Origin of the sequence: Paucimonas lemoignei, assembly GCF_004342585.1 — a bacterium.
In the GTDB taxonomy this organism is placed as follows: domain Bacteria; phylum Pseudomonadota; class Gammaproteobacteria; order Burkholderiales; family Burkholderiaceae_D; genus Paucimonas; species Paucimonas lemoignei.
In genome coordinates, this window is sequence record NZ_SLZQ01000002.1 from 401,306 (window position 1) to 426,200 (window position 24,895).

Annotated in this window: 16 protein-coding genes; 6 read left to right on the forward strand and 10 right to left on the reverse strand. The window is 59.1% G+C overall.

Annotation, left to right across the window (positions count from 1 at the left end; genetic code table 11):
- Positions 1–21: 21 nt before the first annotated feature.
- Entirely contained in the window at positions 22–225 is a 204-nt protein-coding gene (locus EDC30_RS05140; protein ID WP_132257704.1) for a cold-shock protein, read from the reverse strand.
- A gap of 337 nt (positions 226–562) precedes the next feature.
- Here EDC30_RS05140 and clpS point away from each other — a divergent pair, with 337 nt between their 5' ends.
- Both clpS and clpA read left to right on the forward strand, forming a co-directional pair.
- Positions 563–874, forward strand: a complete 312-nt coding sequence (clpS, locus tag EDC30_RS05145) for an ATP-dependent Clp protease adapter ClpS (protein ID WP_132257705.1) — start codon at positions 563–565, stop codon at positions 872–874.
- Positions 871–3,171, forward strand: a complete 2,301-nt coding sequence (gene clpA, locus EDC30_RS05150) for an ATP-dependent Clp protease ATP-binding subunit ClpA (RefSeq protein ID WP_132257706.1) — start codon at positions 871–873, stop codon at positions 3,169–3,171. Before clpS ends, clpA begins: the two co-directional genes overlap by 4 nt.
- 164 nt (positions 3,172–3,335) lie before the next feature.
- Here clpA and EDC30_RS05155 read toward each other — a convergent pair whose 3' ends face one another.
- The 7 genes from EDC30_RS05155 to EDC30_RS05185 form a co-directional block, all read right to left on the reverse strand.
- Positions 3,336–4,421, reverse strand: a complete 1,086-nt coding sequence (locus EDC30_RS05155; protein WP_132257707.1) for a M48 family metallopeptidase — start codon at positions 4,419–4,421, stop codon at positions 3,336–3,338.
- Between the two features lie 11 nt (positions 4,422–4,432).
- The gene (gene dut / locus EDC30_RS05160) at positions 4,433–4,882 is read right to left on the reverse strand and encodes a dUTP diphosphatase (RefSeq protein WP_132257708.1); all 450 of its coding nucleotides are present in this window, start codon (positions 4,880–4,882) and stop codon (positions 4,433–4,435) included.
- A 90-nt stretch (positions 4,883–4,972) separates the two neighbouring features.
- Positions 4,973–6,163 (reverse strand): bifunctional phosphopantothenoylcysteine decarboxylase/phosphopantothenate--cysteine ligase CoaBC, encoded by a 1,191-nt coding sequence (gene coaBC / locus EDC30_RS05165; RefSeq protein WP_132257709.1) that lies wholly within the window; start codon positions 6,161–6,163, stop codon positions 4,973–4,975.
- A 16-nt stretch (positions 6,164–6,179) separates the two neighbouring features.
- On the reverse strand, positions 6,180–6,680 hold the full coding sequence (gene lspA, locus EDC30_RS05170) for a signal peptidase II (protein ID WP_132257710.1): 501 nt from the start codon (positions 6,678–6,680) through the stop codon (positions 6,180–6,182).
- 20 nt (positions 6,681–6,700) lie between these two features.
- Positions 6,701–9,577 (reverse strand): isoleucine--tRNA ligase, encoded by a 2,877-nt coding sequence (gene ileS, locus EDC30_RS05175; protein WP_132257711.1) that lies wholly within the window; start codon positions 9,575–9,577, stop codon positions 6,701–6,703.
- 86 nt (positions 9,578–9,663) lie between these two features.
- Positions 9,664–10,641: a bifunctional riboflavin kinase/FAD synthetase gene (locus EDC30_RS05180; RefSeq protein ID WP_132257712.1), complete on the reverse strand. Its 978-nt coding sequence runs from the start codon at positions 10,639–10,641 to the stop codon at positions 9,664–9,666.
- A gap of 108 nt (positions 10,642–10,749) precedes the next feature.
- Positions 10,750–11,475 (reverse strand): 16S rRNA (uracil(1498)-N(3))-methyltransferase, encoded by a 726-nt coding sequence (locus tag EDC30_RS05185; protein WP_132257713.1) that lies wholly within the window; start codon positions 11,473–11,475, stop codon positions 10,750–10,752.
- 245 nt (positions 11,476–11,720) lie between these two features.
- Here EDC30_RS05185 and tkt point away from each other — a divergent pair, with 245 nt between their 5' ends.
- Positions 11,721–13,718 (forward strand): transketolase, encoded by a 1,998-nt coding sequence (tkt, locus tag EDC30_RS05190; RefSeq protein ID WP_132257714.1) that lies wholly within the window; start codon positions 11,721–11,723, stop codon positions 13,716–13,718.
- A gap of 61 nt (positions 13,719–13,779) precedes the next feature.
- Positions 13,780–14,790 carry a type I glyceraldehyde-3-phosphate dehydrogenase gene (gene gap, locus EDC30_RS05195; RefSeq protein WP_132257715.1) on the forward strand — a complete coding sequence of 337 codons (1,011 nt, stop codon included), beginning with the start codon at positions 13,780–13,782 and terminating at the stop codon, positions 14,788–14,790.
- A 167-nt stretch (positions 14,791–14,957) separates the two neighbouring features.
- On the opposite strand, the gene EDC30_RS05200 is transcribed toward gap, so the two are convergent.
- On the reverse strand, positions 14,958–16,667 hold the full coding sequence (locus tag EDC30_RS05200; protein ID WP_132257716.1) for a RecQ family ATP-dependent DNA helicase: 1,710 nt from the start codon (positions 16,665–16,667) through the stop codon (positions 14,958–14,960).
- Between the two features lie 287 nt (positions 16,668–16,954).
- Between EDC30_RS05200 and EDC30_RS05205 the strand changes: the two genes are divergently transcribed.
- Entirely contained in the window at positions 16,955–17,635 is a 681-nt protein-coding gene (locus tag EDC30_RS05205) for a hypothetical protein (protein WP_165973734.1), read from the forward strand.
- A 106-nt stretch (positions 17,636–17,741) separates the two neighbouring features.
- Here EDC30_RS05205 and glnE read toward each other — a convergent pair whose 3' ends face one another.
- Positions 17,742–20,462 (reverse strand): bifunctional [glutamate--ammonia ligase]-adenylyl-L-tyrosine phosphorylase/[glutamate--ammonia-ligase] adenylyltransferase, encoded by a 2,721-nt coding sequence (gene glnE / locus EDC30_RS05210; protein WP_132257718.1) that lies wholly within the window; start codon positions 20,460–20,462, stop codon positions 17,742–17,744.
- A gap of 247 nt (positions 20,463–20,709) precedes the next feature.
- Between glnE and EDC30_RS05215 the strand changes: the two genes are divergently transcribed.
- Entirely contained in the window at positions 20,710–24,894 is a 4,185-nt protein-coding gene (locus EDC30_RS05215) for a YhdP family protein (RefSeq protein ID WP_243656656.1), read from the forward strand.
- Position 24,895 lies beyond the last annotated feature (1 nt).

The window sequence follows — 24,895 nt, forward strand, 5'->3', positions numbered from 1 at the left end:
TCTTAAAACACCTGACTGTAATCAGGCGTTTTGAATGTTGGAAGCTTGCTTGCCTTTGGGGCCTTGCGTGACTTCAAACGCGACTTTTTGACCTTCTTTCAGGGTCTTGAAGCCGTTCATCTGAATTGCGGAGAAGTGCGCGAACAGATCTTCGCCACCATCGTCCGGAGTGATAAAACCGAAACCTTTGGAATCGTTAAACCACTTAACAGTACCAGTTGCCATAAAAAGCGTCTTTCAAATTGAACTAATCACACGAGCCGTAAAAGCAAGAAGGCTCGCGCAAAGCTGCCCCCTCTTCAAACCTGCTCACTTCGTATTAGCAAGTCTGCAACTTTCATCCCTGCCAACGTTGTCCATTGTTCTAGGAAAAAAAGCTAAAGTCAAGGCCTAGCAACCAGGGAAATAAATGGTTTATGCGCGATCGCAACAAATTGGCCTTGTTTTACTCTAATCCGGCGCCATCTGCGCACTATCAAGAAAGGGCGTAATATCGTTAAAAACGAAAGCCGGAATTATTTTCGAGCGTTGCGCACCTTAATGAAAGCATTAGAATAGACGCATGGCAACTAAGCATGACGACAACGGGACGGTACTGGCACGGCAGGAGCAAAAGCTCAAACCGCCCCCCATGTACCAAGTATTATTATTGAATGACGATTACACCCCGATGGAATTCGTGGTGGCGATTCTTCAGGAGTATTTCAATAAGGACCGTGAAACTGCCACGCAAATTATGCTCAAGGTGCATCGCGATGGAAAAGGGATGTGCGGCGTGTATCCTAAGGATATCGCGTCCACTAAAGTCGAGTTGGTATTAACCCACGCTAGGAAAGCAGGACACCCCCTGCAATGCGTGATGGAGGAAGCATGATTGCGCAGGAACTTGAAGTTAGTTTGCATATGGCCTTTGTCGAGGCGCGCCAGGCTCGACATGAATTCATCACCGTCGAGCACTTGCTGCTGGCGTTGCTGGACAACCCGTCGGCTGCGGAGGTGCTGCGCGCCTGCGCCGTCAACATCGAAGACCTGCGCAAAACGCTGACAAACTTCATCAGCGACAACACACCCACCGTGCCGGGCACGAGCGAAGTGGATACCCAGCCGACCCTGGGTTTCCAGCGCGTGATCCAGCGCGCCATCATGCACGTGCAGTCCGCTTCCAACGGCAAGAAGGAAGTCACGGGCGCCAACGTGCTGGTGGCCATCTTTGGCGAGAAGGATTCGCATGCGGTGTATTACTTGCACCAGCAGGGCGTCACGCGCCTGGATGTGGTGAATTTCATTTCCCACGGCGTGCGCAAGGATCAGCAGTCCGACGCGCAGAAGTCGCCTGAGGGAACGGAAGATGCGCAGGTGGAAGGCCAGGGCAAGGAAAGCCCGCTGGAGCAATTCACCCAGAACCTCAACAAGGCTGCTGCCGAAGGCAAGATCGATCCGTTGATCGGCCGCGAACAGGAAGTCGAACGTGTCATTCAGACGCTGTGCCGTCGCCGCAAGAATAATCCCTTGCTGGTAGGCGAAGCCGGCGTCGGCAAGACCGCGATCGCCGAAGGCCTGGCATGGCGCATCACCCAGGGCGATGTGCCGGAAGTATTGCAGAATGCAGTCGTGTACGCGCTCGACATGGGCGCGCTGTTGGCCGGCACCAAGTATCGCGGCGATTTCGAGCAGCGCCTGAAGGCGGTCTTGAAGCAGCTGAAGGAAAACCCGAACGGCATCCTGTTTATCGACGAGATCCATACGATCATCGGCGCGGGCGCGGCTTCGGGCGGCACGCTGGATGCTTCCAACCTGCTCAAGCCCGCTCTGTCGAGCGGCCAGCTCAAGTGCATCGGCGCGACTACCTTCACCGAATACCGTGGCGTATTCGAGAAGGATCACGCGTTGTCACGGCGCTTCCAGAAGATCGATGTCAACGAGCCGACGGTCGAGCAGACCGTGCAGATCCTGCGCGGCCTGAAGTCGCGCTTCGAAGAGCATCACGGCATCAAGTATTCGGCTTCGGCGTTGACCACCGCAGCCGAGCTGGCGGCACGCTTCATCAACGACCGTCATCTACCCGACAAGGCCATCGATGTGATCGACGAGGCTGGCGCGGCTCAGCGCATCCTGCCGAAGTCGAAGCAGAAGAAGACCATCGGCAAGGCCGAGATCGAGGACATCATCGCCAAGATCGCGCGCATCCCGGCGCAGACCGTCAACCAGGACGACCGCACCAAGCTGCAGACTATCGACCGCGACCTGAAGAACGTCGTGTTTGGTCAGGATCCGGCAATCGAAGCGCTGGCGTCAGCCATCAAGATGGCACGCGCGGGCCTCGGCAAGACCGACAAGCCGATCGGCTCCTTCCTGTTCTCCGGTCCGACCGGCGTGGGCAAGACGGAAGTTGCCAAGCAGTTGGCCTTCATCCTGGGCATCGACCTGATCCGCTTCGACATGTCGGAATACATGGAGCGCCACGCGGTGTCGCGCCTCATCGGTGCGCCACCGGGCTACGTCGGATTCGACCAGGGTGGTTTGCTGACCGAGGCGATCACCAAGAAGCCGCATGCGGTGCTGCTGCTCGATGAGATCGAAAAGGCGCATCCGGATATCTTCAATATCCTGCTGCAGGTGATGGACCACGGCACGCTGACCGACAATAACGGCCGGAAGGCGGACTTCCGCAATGTCATCATCATCATGACGACGAATGCGGGCGCCGAGAGCCTGCAGAAGCGCACCATCGGCTTCACGGAACAGCGCGCGCCGGGCGACGAGATGGGCGACATCAAGCGCATGTTCACGCCGGAATTCCGCAACCGTCTGGATGCGGTGATCAGCTTCAAGGCGCTGGACGAAGAAATCATCCTGCGCGTGGTGGACAAGTTCCTCATGCAGCTGGAAGAGCAATTGCACGAGAAGAAGGTCGATGCGATCTTCTCCGAAAAGCTGCGCCGCTTCCTGGCTCAAAAAGGCTTCGATCCGCTCATGGGTGCGCGTCCGATGTCCCGCCTGATCCAGGACATGATCAGGAAGGCGCTGGCAGACGAGCTGCTGTTCGGTCGACTGGTATCCGGCGGCAGGGTGACGGTGGAGCTGGACGACGAAAACCAGATCAAGCTGGAATTCGCGGAAGGCGATATCCCGCCGCCGTCGACACCGCAGGAAGCTGCCGAAGTCGACTAAAGCAACTAAGCCAACCAACAGCCATTGCAGGACCGACAGGCTCTGCAATGGCACAGGCGAGAGCCCGGCTCATGCAATGAGAGCCGGGCTTTTTTTGTGGAGATGGAATTAAAAAAGCCCCATGCAAATGGGGCTTTTTTTACGAGTCAAGCTTCGCGAGCAGCTCAGGGAATCAGACCACGCTTTGCAGCCTGTTTGGCGCGGATTTCGGTCGTCGCCTTTTCAATAGCGACGAGGCGAGAATCGATGCCTGGATGAATGGCGGCATAGCCATTCGCGACCGACGCCGGGTAGCGTTCGGCAAAGGTGCGCCAGAATGTCGGTGCGTAGGTGATGTCGTAACCTGCGCGTGCGGCGAGGTACAGGCCAAGCCGATCTGCTTCGGCATCGAGCTCTGGCGGATACGGCGTGACGCCGGAGCGGCCAGTCATGGTTTCAAGGTCGGGATTGAATCGAATCAGATTGTCGATAATGCCGCCCATGGTGGCGACCATGCGCTGCTTGGTAGGGTGGCCAAGAATGTTGTGTGCCATTTCGCGCGCGATCACATAGGCGAGCTCCTGGTCGGAACGCGCGTAGTCCAGCAGGCCGCGGGTGATGACGACGCGGCGGCCGTCGGCGTAGGCGTTGACATGGTCGGCGTTGCCCAGGTCGATGCTGAAGGCGCAGGCGGTCGTCAGCGGCACGACCAGCGAGGTCTGGCCTTCCTTGCGGTCGACGGTCAGCTTGACGAGAGAACGGTTGCGTACCAGCGGCGCGAGCACGGCGGCAGCCTGGCGCTCGGCATCCTCGCCAGGAACGAACGGCTTGTCTTCGGCAGCGATAAGAATGTCGCCACGGCGTATGCCAACGCGCTCGGCGCCACTGCCAGCCAGGATGCTGTTGACCTGGAGACGTTCGTCATAGCCAAAGGTCTTTTGCACGACGTCGGCCAATTCGGCCGAATACGAATATTTGTTTTTGGCTGAAAAGCCAAGCAGCTTGCGCGCGTATGTCTTGCACAAGGGGGCGTTATTGACCAGCAGCGGTGCGGCTACGCGGTCGATGCGATTTTGCGCCGCTGCCGTTGCCAGCAAGGTTTGTTGCTGTGTCATTCCCTGCGACGTCGACTCTTTGCCCATGGTGGGTGTTGGCAGTACCGTCGGCTGCGGCGGCGTGGCGCAAGCGGCAAGCAAGGCTGCCGGCAGCAGCAAGGCCGCAAGGCGGGAAGCCGTGCGGCCGCGAGCTTTTCGAGGGTTACATTCGGTCATGAAAATTCCTTTCAGTGTTTGCCGGTGCTGCCGAAACCGCCGGCACCGCGTTCGCTGCTTTCGAATTCTTCGACGATATTGAAGCCGACCTGGAGCACCGGGACGATCACCAGTTGGGCGAGGCGTTCCATGGGGTTGAGCACAAATTCGCTCTGGCCGCGGTTCCAGGTCGATACCATCAACTGACCCTGGTAATCGGAGTCGATCAGGCCGACCAGGTTGCCAAGGACGATGCCATGCTTGTGGCCGAGCCCGGAACGCGGCAGGATCATGGCCGCATAGCCCGGATTGCCGATATGGATGGCCAGGCCGGTCGGAATCAGCTGGGTTTCGCCAGGCTTTAACGTCAGCGGCGCATCGATGCAGGCGCGCAGGTCAAGCCCGGCACTGCCAGTAGTGGCATAGGCCGGCATCTGGTCTTTCATGCGCGGGTCGAGAATTTTGACGTCTATGGATTTCATGAAAACTCGCTTTAAAGACTAATTTATGCCGGCTGTCTGCCCGCGTGAAGCGGGTGGCCAGGCAGCCGGCCCGGGATGGTGCATCAACGATCAGATTCGCCGTGCAATTGCCGCAATCAGCTGGCGGGCCAGTTGCTGCTTGCTGGCGCGTGGCAGCACGGTTTGCCCATTCTCTTCGAACAGGATGAGCTCGTTATCGTCTTTGCCGAACGTCTGGTGGCCGATGTTGCCGACCAATAGCGGCACGTTCTTGCGCTGGCGCTTTGCTTCGCCATACTGGGCAAGATTTTCGGATTCGGCGGCAAATCCGACGCAATAGGGACGGTCAGCCAGCGCCGCCACCGTGGCAAGAATATCCGGGTTCGGTTCGAGGCGCAGTTGCGGTGGCGTGCCGCTGGCATCCTTCTTCAGTTTTTGCTCGCTGGCGCCGACGACGCGCCAGTCAGCGACGGCAGCCACGGCGACGAAGACATCCTGCGCCTTGACCTGTGCCAGCACTGCCTCATGCATCTGTTGCGCGGACTGCACGTCGAGACGGCTAACGCCGTAAGGCGTGGGCAAGGCGGTGGGACCGGCGATAAGCGTGACTTGCGCGCCGGCTTCCCGCGCAGCGCGGGCGATGGCAAATCCCATCTTGCCAGAAGAGAGATTGGTGATGCCGCGCACCGGGTCGATGGGTTCGAAAGTCGGGCCAGCGGTGATCAACACGCTCTTGCCTTGCAAGAGCTTGGGCTGGAAGACGGCAATCACTTCTTCCAGCAGGCTTTCCGGTTCCAGCATGCGGCCCATGCCGGTTTCACCGCAGGCTTGCGCACCGGCGTCCGGGCCGAATACCAGGATGCCGTCTTCCTTCAGGCGCACGACATTGCGTTGTGTCGCCGGGTTTTGCCACATTTCGACGTTCATTGCCGGCGCCACCATCAGTGGCAAATGCGAGGGGCGCGCCAGGCAAAGAGTGGAGAGCAAGTCGTCGCAGGCGCCGTGCGCCAGCTTGAAGATGAAGTCGGCGGAACAGGGGGCGATCAGGATGGCGTCGGCTTCGCGAGTGAGGTCGATGTGCGCCATGTTGTTGGCGATGCGGCCATCCCATTGGTCGGTGAACACCGGCTTGCCGGTCAGCGCCTGCATGGTCACGGTGGTAATGAAATGCGTCGCCGCATCCGTCATCGCCACCTGCACGGAAGCGCCGGCCTTGCCCAGCAGGCGAGCGAGCTCAGCTGCCTTGTAGCAGGCCACACCGCCCGACAGGCCAAGGAGAATCTTTTTACCGGCGAGTTCCATGCGCTTCTCCCTGAATTTATTTCTTCACGCGGCGCAGTTCATCCAGCACGAACAGCACGGCGCCGATGCAAATGGCGCTATCCGCCACATTGAAAGCGGGCCAGTGCCAGTTGCCGATGTGGAAATCGAGAAAATCGATTACGTGACCGTAGGCGACGCGGTCAATCACGTTGCCGACGGCGCCGCCAAGGATCAGCGCCAGCGCCCAGCAAAACATCCGCTGGGCCGAATGACGCTTGAGCAGATACACGATGAATATCGCAGCACCGATGCCGAGAGCGGTAAATAACCAGCGCTGCCATCCGCCCTGCGCCGCAAGGAAGCTGAACGCGGCCCCCTTGTTATATACCAGCACCAGATTGAAGAAAGAGGTGACCGGCATGGATTGACCATACGAGAACAGCTTGAGGATAGTGATCTTGGTAAGCTGGTCCAGCAGCAGAACGATGACGGCAATGCCCAGCCAGGGCAGGAGAGCATTGCCGCCGCTTGCGGAAATCGCGCGATTTTTCGCCATATTCTTCGTCCTTTTAAGCTTTAAGCAAATTTGCGCTTTTCGCCGGCGCCAAACAGATTGGCAACGCAGCGTCCGCACAGGCCAGGATGCTCTGCATGAGCACCGACGTCGGCGCGATAGTGCCAGCAGCGCTCGCACTTCTGCTGTGTCGACGGCGTGACGATCACCGCTTCCTTGGCTGCGTCCGCGACCTGCGTCACTTTTGCTTGCGAGGTGATCAAGATGAACTTGAGGTCGTCGTCGAGGCTGGAGAGCAGCTTGTACTTGTCGCCCGCAGCCTTGATCTCGATTTCGGCTTGCAGCGACGAGCCGATGCCGCCGGCCATGCGCACTTCTTCGAGCTGTTTGGTGACGTCGGCACGCAGTGAGAGCAATTGCGCATACTTGTCCAGCAACGCCGGGGCATCCGACACTGCCGGCAGTTCATGCCAGGTTTGCGTGAAGATGGTCTCATCGCTGGCGGCATAGGCTTTCTCGCCGGCGAAGATCGGCCAGGCTTCTTCGACGGTGAAGGACAGGATCGGCGACATCAGGCGCAACAGCGACTGGGTGATGTGCCAGATCGCGGTCTGTGCCGAGCGGCGTGCCGGCGAGGTCGTGCCACCCGTGTAGAGACGGTCCTTCAGGATATCGAGATAGAAGCCGCCGAGGTCTTCCGAGCAGTACATCTGCAGCTTGGCGACCACCGGGTGGAATTCATACGCATCGTAATGCTGGGTGATCTCGGCCTGCAGCTGCGCCATGCGGGCGATGGCGTAGCGGTCGATTTCCAGCAGTTCGGCGGTCGGCACGGCATCTTTCGCCGGATCGAAGTCGGAGGTGTTGGCCAGCAGGAAGCGCAGGGTATTGCGGATGCGGCGGTAGCTTTCCACCACGCGCTTGAGGATCTCGTCGGAGATCGACAGCTCGCCCGAGTAATCGGTCGAGGCGACCCACAGGCGCAGGATTTCCGCGCCCAGCGTGTCGGAAACCTTCTGCGGTGCCACCACGTTACCCTTGGACTTGGACATTTTCTTGCCTTCACCATCGACCACGAAGCCGTGCGTCAGCAGTGCCTTGTAAGGCGGCTGACCGTCGATCATGGAGGCAGTCAGCAGCGACGAGTGGAACCAGCCGCGATGCTGGTCCGAGCCTTCCAGGTAGAGATCGGCTGGGAATTGCAGCTGGTCTTTATGCGAGCCGCGCAGGACGGTGTAGTGCGTGGTGCCGGAATCGAACCAGACGTCCAGCGTGTCCTGGTTCTTGACATAGCTGGCGGCGTCGGCGCCGAGCAGTTCAGCCGGATCGAGCGCCTGCCAGGCTTCGATGCCGTGCTGCTCGATGCGCTTGGCGACTTCTTCCAGTAACTCGGGCGTGCGCGGATGCAGTTCGCCGCTTTCCTTGTGCACGAAGAAGGCCATCGGCACGCCCCACTGGCGCTGGCGCGACAAGGTCCAGTCGGGACGGTTGGCGATCATGCCGTGCAGGCGCGCCTTGCCCCAGCCTGGATAAAATGCGGTTTTCTCGATGCCGGCCAGCGCGGTTTCACGCAGGGTCGCGCCGCCACTCTTGGGCTTCACATCCATGCCGGCGAACCATTGCGAGGTGGCGCGGTAGATGATCGGCGTTTTATGACGCCAGCAGTGCATATAGCTGTGGTCGAACATCACCAGCTTGAACAGCGAGCCGACTTCTTCCAGCTTGCCGCAGATTGGTTTCGATGCTTCCCAGATCGTCATGCCGGCAAAGAAGGGCAGCCAGGAGGCGTATTTGCCGTCGCCCATGACAGGTTTGAGGATATCGTCATCCTTCATGCCGTGCGCCTTGCACGAGTTGAAGTCGTCCACGCCGTAGGCGGGCGCGGAGTGGACGATGCCGGTGCCGGTGTCGAGCGTGACGTAGTCGCTAAGGTATACCGGCGAGAAACGCTTGTAACCGGCGTCGGCATCCGCAAAGGGGTGCTTGAAATTGACGAGCGACAGCGCCTCGCCCTTGGCGGTGGCGATGACATTGCCTTGCAGCCCATAGCGCTGCAGGCATTGCTCGACCAGGTCCTGCGCCAGGATCAGCAACTGCGCCTCGCCATTACGCTCGACCTGCACCAGCGCATACGTGAATTCCGGGTGCATGTTGAGCGCCTGGTTGGCGGGGATGGTCCACGGCGTGGTGGTCCAGATGATGGCGTAGCCTTTATCGGTCGGCAGCTTGTCGAGGCCAAAGGCCTGGGCGACCTTCTCCGGCTCGGCAAAGGGGAAGCCGACATCGATGGCCGGGTCGCGCTTGTCCTGGTATTCGACTTCCGCCTCGGCCAGCGCCGAGCCGCAATCGAAGCACCAGTTCACCGGTTTCAGGCCGCGGTACACATAACCTTTTTCCATGATGGCGCCGAGCGCGCGCAATTCATCGGCTTCGTTACCGTGTGCCATGGTCAGGTAAGGATTGTCCCACTCGCCCAGCACGCCCAGGCGGATGAAATCCTGCTTCTGGCGCGCGATCTGCTCGGTGGCATAGGCACGAGACTTGGCCTGCACTTCGGCGGTGGGCAAACCCTTGCCGTACTGCTTTTCGATCTGGATTTCGATCGGCATGCCATGGCAATCCCAGCCCGGCACATATTGCGCGTCGAAGCCGGCCATGTTGCGGGCCTTGACGATCATGTCCTTCAGGATCTTGTTGACGGCGTGGCCGATGTGGATATCGCCATTGGCATACGGTGGACCATCATGCAGGATGAACTTCGGGCGGCCCTTGGCAGCCTTGCGGATGCGCTCGTAGATTTTTTTCTCTTGCCATTGCTTGACCCATTGCGGCTCGCGCTTGGCGAGGTCGCCGCGCATGGGGAAGGCGGTCTCGGTCATGTTGACCGGGTATTTGCTTTGCGGCTTGGCAGCCGGCTTGTTCGGTTTATTGTCGGACATATCGTCTTTTCACTGAAATCCCAAATTCTTTGCATGGTCTGATGATTACTGCATCAAACCGCCTCGGTAAATTACGCTGCCGAAGCTCAAATTCGATCGGTGGCCGATACCGCCATCATGCCGGTCTGGCGAAAGTAGGTACGCGCATTCTCAACATCGCGCATGATCGCCGCTGTCAGAGTCGGCAAGTCATCGTATTTTTCCTCGTCGCGCAGCTTCTTGAGGAATTCAACTTTTACCACCTTGCCGTAGCAATCGCCGGCATAGTCGAGCACGTGTGCTTCCAGCAGCACGCGGCCGCTATCATCCACAGTGGGCCGCACGCCAAGGCTGGCGACTGCCGGCAGAGGCTGAGCTTCAAGTCCATGCACCTGCACGACAAATATGCCGGTGAGGGCAGGGTTGCGATGGCCAATGCGCAGGTTCAGGGTCGGGAAGCCAAGATCGCGGCCAAGTTTCTGGCCATGAACGACATGTCCGGAAATTGTGTAGGCATGTCCCAGCAACTGCGCTGTTCTGTTGAAGTCGCCCGCAGCCAGCGCGGTACGGACGGCAGAAGAGGAAATGCGCACTTCGTCGTGCGTCACTGCCGGCAGCAATTCGACCTCAAAGCCATAGTGCCGTCCCGCCGCAACCAGATGGTCGACTGACCCGGCACGTTTGGCGCCGAAACAGAAATCTTCGCCGACCATGAGCCACTTCACATGCAATCCTTGCACCAGGATTTTTTCGATGAATTCATCAGGGGCCAACGAAGCAAACTGGGCATTGAAGTGTTCAACGATGACGCGGTCCACATCCTGGGCGGCAAGCGACTGCAACTTGTCACGCAGGCTGGCGATGCGGGCGGGGGCCTGCACGGCGCCGCCAGTCCGTTGCGCGAAAAATTCCCGCGGATGAGGTTCAAATGTCATCACCGCGGCATCCAGCCCCAGGCGATCGGCGGCATCGCGCAAGTGAGCCAGCAGAGTCTGGTGGCCGCGATGAACGCCGTCGAAGTTGCCGATCGTGAGCGCACAGGGCGCACGCGATGCGGCATTGGGAAGTCCGCGAAATACTCTCATCAAGCTAAAAATTGAAAAATGCCGCAAAACCTTGAATTATAAATCTTTTCCATAGGTTCTCGATGGAAAAGGCGCAATGTTGGCCAGGCAATGCCGATTGCTAGGTTGCTACATTCCTCCCCATAGCGCATTCAGCGCTGCCAGCGCCGCCATGCCGGCCGTTTCCGTGCGCAGTACGCGTGCGCCCATGGATAAGGCAATGGCGCCGCGCTCGAGTGCGGCATTTTCCTCCTTTTCGGAGAAGCCGCCTTCCGGGCCGATCATCAATGTGAGTGCCTGCGGCTGGTTCTGTCGTGCCCAATCCGTCAAACTCAGATCGGCGCGAGGACTCAGCAGGATGCGTGGCTGATCGGGCGACTTGGCGATCCAGCTTGAAAAATCCGCGATATCGGCGATGCCGGGAACGCGGTTGCGACCGCATTGCTCGGCGGCGGCGATAGCGATGCCTTGCCAGTGCTGCATCTTTTTCTGCGCGCGATCGCCGGCCAGGCGCACCACGCAACGCTGCGCGGCGAGCGGTTGCACGGAAGCGGCGCCCAGTTCCACCGCTTTTTCTATGATCCAGTCCATTTTGGCGCCTTCCGACAAGGCCTGGGCAAGCGTGATCGGCATAGCCAGTTCCGCCCCGCGATCGGAAAAAGCGGTAATTCTTGCCGTGGCACGGCGCTTTTCGATGGTTTCCAGGGTTGCGGCATATTCCCCGCCTTCTCCGTTAAAGAGAACGATAGGCGCGCCAGCATCGAGGCGCAAGACATGAGCATGATGTGCCACCGTTTCCGGCAAGCTCACGGCTTGTCCAATGGCTAAAGGTTGTGGGCAAAAAAAACGCGGCATGGCAGGGCAAGACTTTTATGTTGTAAATGGAATGTTCTGACTTGTGCTTATAAAAAAGTCAAGCTCACGTTTTCGAACAGTGGCAATATGTTTCCGACATTAATGATTTGGATCGTATCCCAAAATGAATGACGAAGAGCAGGCTCTGGTAAAATACTGGGCTTTGCTTCCGTGCAAACCGCAAAGCAAGTCAGTTTACTAGCTGAAGCAGCGTACTCTTTTCAATTTAGCAAAGTTTCTTCGTTATGACCGCCTCGCTCCCCACTTCAAAGATGGCCAATGCAATCCGCGCATTGGCAATGGATGCCGTTCAAAAAGCCAATTCCGGGCACCCCGGCATGCCGATGGGGATGGCGGAAATCGCCGTTGCGCTGTGGTCCAAGCATTATCGCCACAATCCGGCAAACCCGGGCTGGAGCAACCGTGACCGTTTCGTCGTGTCCAACGGCCATGGCTCGATGCTGCACTACGCCTTGCTGCATCTCTCCGGTTACGACCTGTCGATGGACGAGATCAAGAACTTCCGCCAGTTGCACTCCAAGACCCCGGGCCACCCGGAAGTGCACATCACGCCAGGCATCGAGACCACCACTGGTCCGCTCGGCCAGGGCATTACCAATGCCGTCGGCATGGCGCTGGCGGAAAAGCTGCTGGCCGCCGAATTCAACCAGCCTGGCTTCAATGTTGTCGATCACCACACCTACGTCTTCGTCGGCGACGGTTGCCTGATGGAAGGCATTTCGCACGAAGCCTGCTCGCTGGCCGGCACGCTGCGCCTGAACAAGCTGGTCGTGCTGTATGACGATAACGGCATCTCGATTGACGGCCATGTCACCGGCTGGTTCCAGGACGATACGCCGAAGCGGTTTGAATCCTATAACTGGAACGTCATCCCGAATGTCGATGGCCACGATGTTGCTGCCGTCGAGGCTGCCATCGCGCAGGCGCGCGGCTCCGACAAGCCGACGCTGATCTGCTGCAAGACCGTCATCGGCAAGGGCGCGCCCAACATGCAAGGCACCGACAAGGTGCATGGCGCGGCACTCGGTGACAAGGAAATCGCCGCTACCCGCGAAGCGCTGGGCTGGCCGCATGCGCCGTTTGAAATTCCGGCTGACGTGTACGCCGCCTGGGATGCCAAGTCCATCGGCGCCGAGCGCGAAGGAGAATGGAATTCACTGTTCAAGGCTTATGCAGAGCGCCACCCGCAACTGGCCGCTGAACTGTCGCGCCGCCTGAAGGGCGAACTGCCGGCCAACTTCCAGCAGACCGTCGACAACTACATCGCCGCTTGCCTGGAAAAGAAGGAAACCATCGCCACCCGCAAGGCCAGCCAGAACGCCATCCAGGCATTCGCACCGGTGCTGCCGGAATTCCTCGGCGGCTCGGCCGATCTGACCGGCTCCAACCTGACTAACTGGAAGGAATGCGTCGCCGTGCGTGCCGACCAGGCCGGCAACCATATCAACTACGGTGTGCGCGAATTCGGCATGAGCGCGGTGATGAACGGTATTGCCCTGCACGGTGGTTACATCCCGTTCGGCGCCACCTTCCTGACTTTCTCGGATTACAGCCGCAATGCCTTGCGCATGGCGGCGCTGATGAAGACTCGCTCGATTTTCGTGTTCACCCACGATTCGATCGGCCTGGGCGAAGACGGCCCGACTCACCAGTCGGTGGAGCATGTTTCCAGCCTGCGCCTGATTCCGAACCTGGACAACTGGCGTCCGTGCGACACGGTCGAGTCGGCCGTGGCATGGGCATCCGCCGTCGAGCGCAAGGATGGCCCGAGCACCCTGATTTTCTCGCGCCAGAACCTGCCGTACCAGGAACGCACTGCTGCTCAGGTTGCCGACATCAAGCGCGGCGGTTACGTGCTGAAGGATGCGCCGAATGCCAAGGCGATCCTGATTGCCACCGGTTCCGAAATCGAACTGGCCGTGAAAGCTGCCGATGAGCTGGCGCAGCAAGGCGTGCCGGTGCGCGTGGTGTCGATGCCATCGACCGATGTGTTCGATCGCCAGGATGCTGCCTATAAGGCGAGCGTCTTGACCAAGGGCGTGCCGCGCGTGGCCATCGAGGCCGGCGTGACCAGTTTCTGGTACAAGTACGTTGGTCTCGAAGGCGCGGTGATCGGCATCGATACCTTCGGCGAATCCGCGCCGGCTGGCGTATTGTTCAAGCATTTCGGCTTCACGACCGAGAACGTCGTGGCTGCGGTAAAGCGGGTAACTGCACAGTAAGGACTGCAAGAGCAAGAATCCACAGGGAAGATTTCAGCTTATTTACGTTCAGGAGAAAACCATGACTATTCGCGTCGCAATCAACGGCTACGGCCGTATCGGCCGCAACGTCCTTCGCGCATTCTACGAAGGCGGCAAGAAGCAAGATATCCAGATCGTTGCCATCAACGACCTGGGCAATGCGCAATCGAACGCGCACCTGACCCGTTACGACACCGCGCACGGCAAATTCCCGGGCACCGTGGAGGTCGACGGCGATTTCATGATCGTCAACGGCGACAAGATCCGCGTGTTCGCGCAGCGTAACCCTGCTGAAATTCCGTGGGGCGAGCTGAATGTCGACGTCGTGCTGGAGTGCACCGGCTTCTTCACCACCAAGGAAAAGGCTTCGGCACACCTGAAGGGCGGCGCCAAGAAAGTCATCATCTCCGCTCCGGGCGGCAAGGATGTCGACGCCACCATCGTTTTCGGCGTCAACCAGAACGTCCTGAAATCGACCGACACTGTCATCTCCAACGCTTCCTGCACCACCAACTGCCTGGCCCCGCTGGTCAAGCCGCTGCATGAAAAGATCGGCCTGGAAACCGGCCTGATGACCACCGTGCATGCCTACACCAACGATCAGGTGCTGACCGACGTGATGCACGAAGATCTGCGCCGCGCCCGTTCGGCTACCCAGTCGATGATCCCGACCAAGACTGGCGCTGCTGCCGCTGTCGGCCTGGTGCTGCCGGAACTGAACGGCAAGCTGGACGGTTTCGCGATTCGCGTGCCGACCATCAATGTGTCGATCGTTGACCTGTCCTTCATCGCCAAGCGCGACACCACCGTTGATGAAGTCAACGCCATCATGAAGGAAGCTTCGGAAGGCGCCCTGAAAGGCATCCTGACCTACCAGACCGAGCAACTGGTATCGGTTGACTTCAATCACAACCCGGCTTCGAGCAACTTCGACGCCACCCTGACCAAGGTGTCGGGCCGCCTGGTGAAGGTCTCGTCCTGGTACGACAACGAGTGGGGTTTCTCCAACCGCATGCTGGACACCACCGTTGCACTGATGTCGGCAAAATAATTCCTGATCGATTCAGGCAAAAGCGCTCCAAACCGGAGCGCTTTTTTTTCGGGTATTGAATTCCGGTACGTGACGTTCCAGAGTTGCGTCGGCCATGAATTGACACAACGCGCAGGGCATTGCGGCTAGCACAACCAAGCTAGCTCAATGAGGCTAATACAACCAGGCTAATACATCGAGGCTGCCAAGACTTTGGGTAGCGGCCTGACATACTGCTGCAAGAAGGTCTTTGACCGGCTGTCCGGGAACAGGATGGTGATCTGATCGCCGGCCACGGCTTGCACTTTCCCTTCGCCGAATTTTGGAACGGTCACGCGGCTTCCAGGCACGAAGGCCGGGGCATTGCGCTTGCGAACCGGGCTGCGCAGATTCGGCCGCGACGAGCTCGATCTTGCCAATGGCGTCAGTTCCTTTTCGGGCGGGTGAAGGCAATTGTCGCAGCTGCCGCAGCGCTGCCACTGGACCTCATCGTCAAAGTATTCAAGCAAAACCTTCCATCGGCAAAATCCGGTTTGCGCGTAAAACACCATGCGTTCAAGCGCGTAGCGGTCATGCTCGCCCTTGCGCCGGTACTCCTTAACCAATTGCTCAAGAAGCAGGGCGTCGGCGCGGCTTTCCGTGCGCCGGAAAGCGTCTCTGCCGGTGGATTCGACCAGGCCGCCATCCTGCAGCAGTTTGAGCATGATTTGCAGCTTTGTCTTTGAGCTTTTGGTCAGGCATTCCCTCAGCTGCTCGAATTTGACGGGCGCATGATCATGGCTCGATTCCTCCATTGCCTTGAGGACGGCGCGCAAGTCTTGTTCGTCGGGGTAGTGATGGGCCAGAAAGAACTGCTGGATGCGCTTGTCCTGGTCATGGAAAATCAGGATGCATTTCGCCGGTTCGCCATCGCGCCCGGCGCGGCCAGCTTCCTGGTAATAAGCGCCCAGGCTGCCCGGCACCTGAAAATGAATCACGAAGCGGATGTCGGCTTTGTCGATACCCATGCCGAAAGCATTGGTCGCGATCATGATGCGTGTTTCGCCTTGCATGAAGCGTTCCTGGCTGTCGCTGCGCGCCCTCACTGGCATGCGGCCGTGGTAAAGCGCAACGTCGATGTCACGCTCCTTGAGCGCTTCATGCAATTCCTCCGCCGCGCGTACGGTCGCGGTATAGATGATGCCGCTGCCTTGCAGCTTGCCGAGCAGCGCGTGCAGCGCCTCGAGTTTTTCCGCTTCGCTGGCGGCGCGCACGACTTCGTAATGCAGATTCGGACGGTAGATGCCGGTGTTGACGATGCGGGGCGAGCGGCACTTGAGCTGATGCGTAATGTCTTCGATCACTTCGGGAGTGGCAGTGGCCGTGAGCGCCAGCACCGGCGGACGGCCGAGGGTTTCGATGGCGTGCCCAAGCTGCAGATAGGCTGGCCTGAAATCATGCCCCCATTGCGAAATGCAGTGCGCTTCGTCGACGACGAACAGGCTGACCTGCGCACGCTTCAGGCTCGCCAGAAATTCGGGATCGGTCATGCGCTCGGGCGTGGCAAACACGATAGCCATGCGCTTGCGCGCGATATTGCGCAGGGCGCTTTGTTCTTCGTCTTCGCTCAGGGTGCTATTGATCTGCGCGGCATCGACGCCCGATTCTTCCAGCTTTTCCGTTTGATCCTTCATGAGTGAAATCAAGGGCGACACGACGACCGTGGTGCCCGGCAGATTCAAGGCGGGGAGCTGATAACACAATGACTTGCCGCTACCGGTGGGCATGATGGCGAGAGTGTCGTGTCCTTGTAAAACGCTGTCGATGACTTCCCGTTGGCCGGGCCTCAATTCGGTAATGCCAAAGACTTCCTGCAGTTGTTCAGTCAGGCTTTCTTGCAGAACAGGAGATGTGGTCATAGGTGATGGGGTTGTGTAATTGGCAAAGCGCGCTACTGGTTGGATGCATTGTTCGGACTAAAGTTTTGCATTTAGTGTCACGCTGCCGTCATGGCCTTGCTCGAATACATTGTTCATACGCTTAGCTCGCATGTTCTGCTAAAGTACGCTGATTACCTGCTCCGAAATCTGCATTTCCCTCCCTCCTTATGTACGGCTTATTAGCTCTTAAACTCACGCTTGTTCCTTCCCTGATCGCCGCAGTAACGTTCGCAGGCCGCCGCTGGGGCGCCAGTGTAGCCGGATGCTTGGCTGCCTTTCCCGTGGTTGCAGGGCCGATTCTCTTTTTCGTCGCGATCGAGCAAGGCCAGTCCTTTGCCGCCCATGCTGCAACCGCGGCGATCCTGGCTGTGGCCGGCAATATCGGTTTCGGCATTGCCTACAGCTGGGTGTCGCGGACACGATCCTGGTTCCTGAGCCTGAGCGCCGGCTGGGCTGCGTATTTAGGTGTCATTGTTCCCTCCATCCTCTTGGAGGTGTCGTCCTTGCAGGCGGCTGTTTTGACGATGGTATTTCTATCGCTAGCGTCCAGGCTGTATCCGCAGGCTTTGCCGAATGTGCCTTCTTCAGGCAAGCCGAGATCGGATGTGGCGTATCGAATGCTTGCCGGCCTGGTTCTTGTGCTTGCCGTTACGGTGTTTTCGGGCAGTCTAGGACCGCGCCTCGCGGGCTTGCTTGCCGTGTTTCCCGTGATGGGCAGCGTGCTGGCGGTGTTCTCGCACCGGAATGTCAGTCAACCATTCGCCGTTGGGCTGCTGAAAGGCATGGTGCAGGGCTTTTTTGCATTCACGATGTTTTGCTGGGTGCTGGCGACGCTGCTGGAAAGCCAATCGATTGCTGTCAGCTTCATGATGGCGCTGGCAGCAGCGGTCGTGGTGCAGGCGGTGTTAATGCGCCGGCAGCCACGGCCGAATTCCAAGGGTGGCTGATGATCGCGGCAGGCATGTCGCCAGGTGCGTATCGGTATGCGCAAACGGTGCGGGGCCGAGTCGGAGGCCGGCAATGGACTCAATGCCAACCTCGAGGCAAGCTCAGCTAGGCGAAGATTTCCGCCCAGAGCTGAGTGACCGCCGTTACGTCCTTTTCCACGCGCTGCGGCGCAACACGCGCCTTGTCGGCGCCCTGCAGGCGGACCTGGTGCTGCAGTTTTCTGAACTTGCGGTAGGCATCGGCGGTTTTTTCCGCCAATTCGCTATTGATCAGCCCCAGTTTGCCGCATAGCTTGAGCAAAGCGATATTGCCGATGTCCGGCACCAGTTCGGCATATTGGGCTGCATGGCGCAGGATCAGGTACTGCACCATGAACTCGATATCGATCATGCCGCCTTCGTCATGTTTCAGGTCGAACAGCGTGCTCGCATTCGGGTGCGCTTCGCGGAGCCGTTTTCGCATGGCCAGCACTTCGTGTTTCAGGCTGGCTTCCTCGCGCGGCTTGCGCAGCACGGCTTCGCGGATCGATTCAAACCTGGCGCCTATGTCGGCATCGCCGGCACAGAAGCGTGCGCGCGTCAGGGCCTGGTGCTCCCATAACCAGGCCGATTCCATCTGATATTTTTCGAAGGAGGTGACGCTGGTTACCAGCAGGCCGCTGGCGCCATCCGGACGCAAGGCGATATCCACATCGAACAGGATGCCGGCGGCGGTATGGCTGGTCATCCAGGTAATGAAACGCTGCGCCAGCTTGGAATAATATGCCGGCGCTTCCTGGTCGTCGTCGTCATACAGGAAGATGACATCGAGGTCCGAAGCATAGCCGAGTTCCTTGCCGCCCAGCTTGCCATAGGCGATGACCGCGAATTTGGGTACTTCGCGATGGCGTTTCGGTATCGTTTGCCAGGCTGCCTTGACGGTAGCGCCGACGAGGATATCCGCCAGACACGACAAGTGGTCGGCAAGACGTTCCACGCTCAAGTCTCCTTCGAGGTCTTGCGCGAGCAGACGCATCAATTGCGCATGATGCATTTCACGCAGGGTATCCATCTGCCGTTCGGTATCGCCTTCGGTGGCATCCATCTGTCGCTGCAGCTCCGCAGAAAAAGCCGACCAGTCGGGCGCTGCCCTGAGCGTGCGGTCATCGAGCAATTCATCGAGCAGGATAGGATGACGCGTCAGGTATTGCGCCGCCCAGCCGCTGGAGTGCATCATGCGCACGACGCGCCGCAGGGCATGCGGATATTCCGTCAGCAAGGCAAGGTAAGCGGCGCGCCTGGCGATCGTCTCGAAGAAATCCAGCAAGCGGTTGAGCGTGTCGTTCTGCGCATCGGGACAGGAGGCGACCAGCGGCAGCGCGCTGTTGATGAGTGCGATGACGCGATTGCGGCTGGCCTCGGGCAAGGATTGCAGGCGACTTGATTGCAGCGTCGTCAGCAGGCGCTGTGCGGCCTCGCGTGGATTGGTATAGCCCAATCCCTCGAGCGAGGTCTGCAGCGAATCCAGGTCATCGTTCGGCGCCAGCGTTACCTGGCTTGCCGCCTGGTTGTCTTCCTTGTCGCCTTCCTGGCCGCTCTTTTCCGCGAAGATGGCATCGAAGCTCGCGGCGACAAACTTGCGGCGCGTTTCGAGCGCGTCCAAAAGGGCTGCCGTATCGGCATAGCCCATCATGTTGGCGACCACCAGGCGGTCCTCGTCGCTGACCGGCAGCGTATGGGTCTGGGCATCTTCCAGGTACTGCAGGCGGTGTTCCAGGTTGCGCAGGAAGGTATAGGCTTCCAGCAGCTGATCCACTTCATCCGGATCGAGCAATTGTTTCGCAGCCAGCGTGCGCAGGGTGGTGCGGGTAGAGCGGTCGCGCAACTCGGTGTCGCGACCGCCGCGGATCAGCTGGAAAACCTGCGACAGGAATTCGATTTCGCGGATGCCGCCGCGCCCCAGCTTGACGTTGTGACTGCGTTCCGGATGGCGGGTCTCCTGGCGCACGACTTCGGCGCGGATCTGCGCATGCATGCCGCGCATGGCTTCGATGGCGCCGAAATCCAGATAGCGCCGGTAGACGAACGGCTTAATGATCGCTTCCAGCGCCGCGATTTCATCCGGGTCGCCGGTCAGCGCGCGTGCCTTTACCCAGGCATACCGCTCCCATTCCCGGCCCTGCACCAGCAGATATTCCTCCACCATGCCGAAGCTGGCAACCAGCGGTCCGGAATTGCCGTTCGGCCGCAAGGCCATGTCGACCCGGAAGGTGAAGCCATCCTCGGTGATGTCGGCGATATCCTTGATCAGGCGCTTGCCCAGGCGTGTAAAGAATTCATGGTTGGACAGCGACTTCTGGTCAGGTTGAGTCGTTTGCGTTTCGCCATCTTCCGGATAGACAAAGATCAGGTCGATATCGGACGAGACATTCAGCTCGCCGCCACCCAGCTTGCCCATGCCCAGAACAATGAGGTCTTGCCGCTTGCCTGAATCCTGGCCGATCGGCGTGCCATGGCGTTCGATGAATTCCTCGGTAAGCGCGGTGACGTGGTGTTGCACGGCGAATTCCGCCAGGCTGGTCATGGTACTGACCACTTCAGCCAGATCGGCCTTGCCCGACAGGTCGCGCTCAATCAGGACGGCAATCGCCAAGTTGCGCAAACGCCGCATGGCACGCGGCAAAGGCATGCCTGCTGCTGTTTCATTTTGTAAAACTTTGGCAAAAACCGCCGGGCCAAGCGATAATCCGGCTACGCTTGCCAGTTGCTCTGGCCTGGCCGGATCGGCAGCCAGCCAGCGGGAATAAAACCGTGAGGCGACGGCACCAGTCAAGGAATGAGTTGTCATAGGTAAATACAGTGATGAACGCCGAGCCAGGCTTGTAGCGTACAGGGCATCAATACAATTAATTGCAGGCAATGCATTATTTTTATAATTTCATTGTACGCCGGGTTTGTTCCCCAGCGCTGCCTCTGTCGCCAATTGTGGCCATTACTAAAGATAAAGCCTTCTGCCGGACAGAGACAACCAATTTCGATTGATGCCAAGAGATCAAATCATTTCCACTTTGCCCACACGTAGACGCCTGGAAACCATGTGGGCATCTGTGCGTCGCGCCTATCGGCTTGCCAATCGTGCGACTTATCATTTGCTCGGCGCGGCATTCAAGGCCCTGGTCGTTGTTTATTTTCTATTTGCCCTGCTTATCCTGGCGCTGCGGTACATCGTTCTGCCGAATGTCGATGCTTACAAGCCTGAAATCGAACAGGTGGTCAGCCGGACAATAGGCCGCCCCGTGGAGGCCGGCAGCTTGCAGGCGTCATGGCGCGGATTGCGGCCGCATCTCGTCCTTGGCAATGTCGTAATTCGCGATTCTGCCGGTCAGGCCGCGCTGGTATTGCCGAAAGTCTCCGCGACACTTTCCTGGTCATCCGTGATGGTGGCGGATTTGCGCCTGCGTCGCCTGGAAATCGAGCGTCCCGACATGGAAATCCGGCGGGACCGCAACGATATCCTGCATATCGGCGGCATCGAGGTCGACCTGCGGCAGAACGAAACAGGCGAGTCGCGCGGTCTGGAATGGGTACTTCACCAGGAAGAAATTGCCATCCGCGGCGGTCGCCTGAGCTGGCTGGACGAAAAGCGCGGCGCTCCCGTGCTGAACCTGCAGGACATTGATTTTGTCCTGCGCAACCATTGGCGGCGTCATCGCTTTGCCTTGAAGGCAACCCCGCCAGCGAACTTTGCGGAGCCGCTGGATGTGCGCGCGGATTTCTACCACCCGCATTTCGCCAAGCGGACTTCCGACATCAGCCGCTGGACCGGGCAATTGTATGCAGATTTACGCAATACCGATCTGTCGGCCTGGAAAGCCTATGTCGACTATCCGGTCGAACTGACGCAGGGGCGAGGTTCGGTCCGCGCCTGGCTGAAATTCGATCAGGCCCGGGTTGCCGATTTCAGCGCCGACCTGTCTCTCTTGGATGTCCACACCCGCTTGCGGCCGGACTTGCAAGCGCTGGACATGGTGCAGGTGAATGGCCGCATCTCGGTCAGGGAAGAAATCGATCCGCACCGGCAGGATGGCACGCCGACTTTCGGAAGCCATGGCCATGCCATTGCCCTGACCGATTTTTCTTTCACGACCAGGGAAGGCTTGGTATTTCCAAGCACGACCCTGACTGAACGATATACGCCGGCAGCCAAGGGTCAGCCGGAAAAATTCGAGGTGAGCGCACGCTTGCTGGATTTGCATACGCTGGCCAACTTTGCCGAACGCCTGCCTTTGCCGGCAGGCCAGCGCGAAATGCTCAGTGACTTCATGCCGCGCGGGCAGTTGCGCGATTTTTCCGTGCAATGGCAAGGCAGCTATCCGGCACTGACCGCTTACCGAGTCAAAGGTATCTTTTCCGGCCTGAGCATGAATGCCCAGCCGCCGCGCCCGGCGCGTCCGGGTATCGGCAATCAGCCGGCCCAGGCGGCACTGCCGGCGATTCCCGGTTTCGAAAACCTGAGCGGCACGGTGGATGCCAGCGACAAGGGCGGCAATTTCCACGTGCTGTCGAAAGGGCTCAAGCTCGATTTGCCAGGATATTTCAGCGAGCCGGTCATGCTGTTCGAGCAGTTCGACATGCAGGCCAACTGGACATTCCAGAAAGATCAGCAACTGCTGCTGGAAATCGAGCGCATGGATGTGGTGCAGGATGGCCTCGTGGCTTCGCTGTCTGGGCGTCACCTGATGCCCCTGCAGGCCCGCGGCGCCACGCCTTTTGGCCATATCGACCTGACCGGCAGAATCGCCGAACTCGATTTGCGCAAGGTGGGACGCTATCTGCCGATGCAGACTCCGCAACATACGCGGGAATGGCTGGAAGGTGGTCTGCAAGGCGGCAAGGCACAAAATCTGGCGCTGAAAATAAAAGGCAATCTCGCCGATTTTCCTTTCCGTGCCGATCGCCCGGGCGCCAAGCCGACCGGCGAATTCACGCTGAGCGGACGTATCGCCGATGGCCGCATCAATTACACGCCGGGCGAGCTTGCCGCGGATGGCAAGTCGCCGTTCTGGCCGATACTGGATGACATTCAGGGCACGATTACCTTTAATCGCGCACATCTGGAGATCAAGGCCGACAGCGCCAAAACCGGCGGCGCCGACCTGGCCAATGTGAAAGCGGTGATTCCGGATTTGCTGTCCGACCATCCCCAGCTGGATATCGATGGCCAGGCCGACGCCAGCCTGCAGGACTTCATCCAGTACGTCAATGCCAGCCCGGTGGCCGAATGGATCGGCAACTTCACCGAGGAAAGCAAGGCATCCGGCAAGGCCAGGCTTGGATTAAAGCTGCAAATGCCGCTGAATCACGTCGAACAAACCAAAGTGCAGGGCACTCTGCAATTTCTCGGCAACGATATCGTGCTGTTCGATGGATTGCCGCAGATGTCGGATACGAGCGGCAAGCTGGAATTCAGCGAGCTTGGCGTCAATCTGCCCGGCGTGAAGACGACATTCCTTGGCGCGGCGTCGAGCATCACCGGCAGTACGCTAAAGGATGGCACCATCATCATCAAAGCCGCTGGCGGCTTGACTACCGATGGCTTGCGCAAAGCCTACCCGGACCCGGCCTTGCAGCAGGTGGGGCAGCGCATCAGCGGCAACACGCGCTATACCGCGCAGGTGCGAGTCAGGAAAGGCGGGCAAACGGATGTGACGGTTGAATCCAGCCTGCAAGGGATCGGCCTGAATTTTCCCGCACCCTTGCAAAAGGAACCTCGCGATTCCCTGCCGTTCAAGCTGGATCTGATCGCGAAGACAAGTCCGAATCCGCAAAGCAGCCGTGATGAAATCAGGGTCTCGGCCGGCAGTGCCATCGGCGCCTGGTATGAACGGGAAAGACGGCATGAGAAAAATGCGGCATGGCGGATTCTACGTGGCGGCATTGGCATCAATGTCCCGCCGCCACAGCCGGACAGCGGCGTGATTGCCAATGTTAACTTGCCTTCCTTGAATATCGATGCCTGGAACAAGCTGGTATCGGGAATTCTCGACGCCGGCAAGCCCGTCGCGACAGCGGCAAAATCCTCGGCCGCTACAGCACAAGCAGGCGGGTCTAACCTGTCGTCGTATTTTGAACCGGAAGTGTTGGCTGCGCGGGCAAACGAGCTGATCATCGCCGGCAAGAAGCTCGATAACGTGGTGGTCGGTGCATCCCATCTGCAGGGAGCGTGGCAAGCCAATATCGATTCGGAGCAGGCGTCCGGTTACGTGACCTGGGAAGAATCCCGCTCCGGACGTGGACTGGGCAAGGTGACGGCGCGTCTGGCATCGCTGATCGTGCCTGAAGCGGCCGCGTCCGATGTGTCGGACCTGCTGGAAGGAAAAAAGGAAGCCGCGCAAATTCCGGCGCTGGATATTACCGCCGAAAATTTCGAACTGTTCGGCAAGCGCTTCGGCCATCTGGAGCTGCAGGCCCATAACATGAGGCCGGCCGGCGGCGTGCGCGAATGGCGGATCAACAGGCTTGCCATCCTGAATGCGGATGGCGAATTTCAGGCCAAGGGAAACTGGATCACGCGGGAAGGCAGCAGCCAGTCGAGCCTGGATTACACACTGGAGATCATCGACGCGGGCAAGCTGCTCGACCGTTTCGGCTTCAATAATGTACTGCGAGGCGGCAAGGGAAAGATGGAAGGACAACTGAGCTGGAAGGGCTTGCCTTTTGATCTCGATATCCCGTCGCTCGATGGCCGCCTAAGCCTGAATATCGGCTCCGGACAATTCCTCAAGGCCGATCCCGCCGCCGCCAAGCTGCTGGGCGTGCTGAGCCTGCAATCTTTGCCTCGCCGCTTGACACTGGACTTCCGCGATGTGTTCTCGCAGGGCTTTGCTTTCGATGGCATCGTCGGCACGGCCGCGATTTCCCGCGGCGTAGCCAAGACCGACAATTTCAAGATGCGTAGCGTCAGCGCCACCGTGCTTATGGATGGCATGGCGGACATAGCCAGGGAAACCGCCAATCTGCATGTGGCCGTGATCCCCGAGATCAATGCAGGCGCCGCCTCGATCGTGTATGGTTTGGCTGTGAACCCTGTCATCGGGCTGGGCACTTTCCTGGCGCAGCTATTCCTGCGCGATCCGCTGATGAAGGCCTTTACCTTTGAATACCAGGTGGCAGGTCCATGGAAGGAGCCGGTGGTTACCAAGCTCAGCAGGAGAAGCGACCCTGCTTCAGGTACAGGGAATCCGGACAATGTCCCCGGCAACGTTGAATCTGTAAAATAAT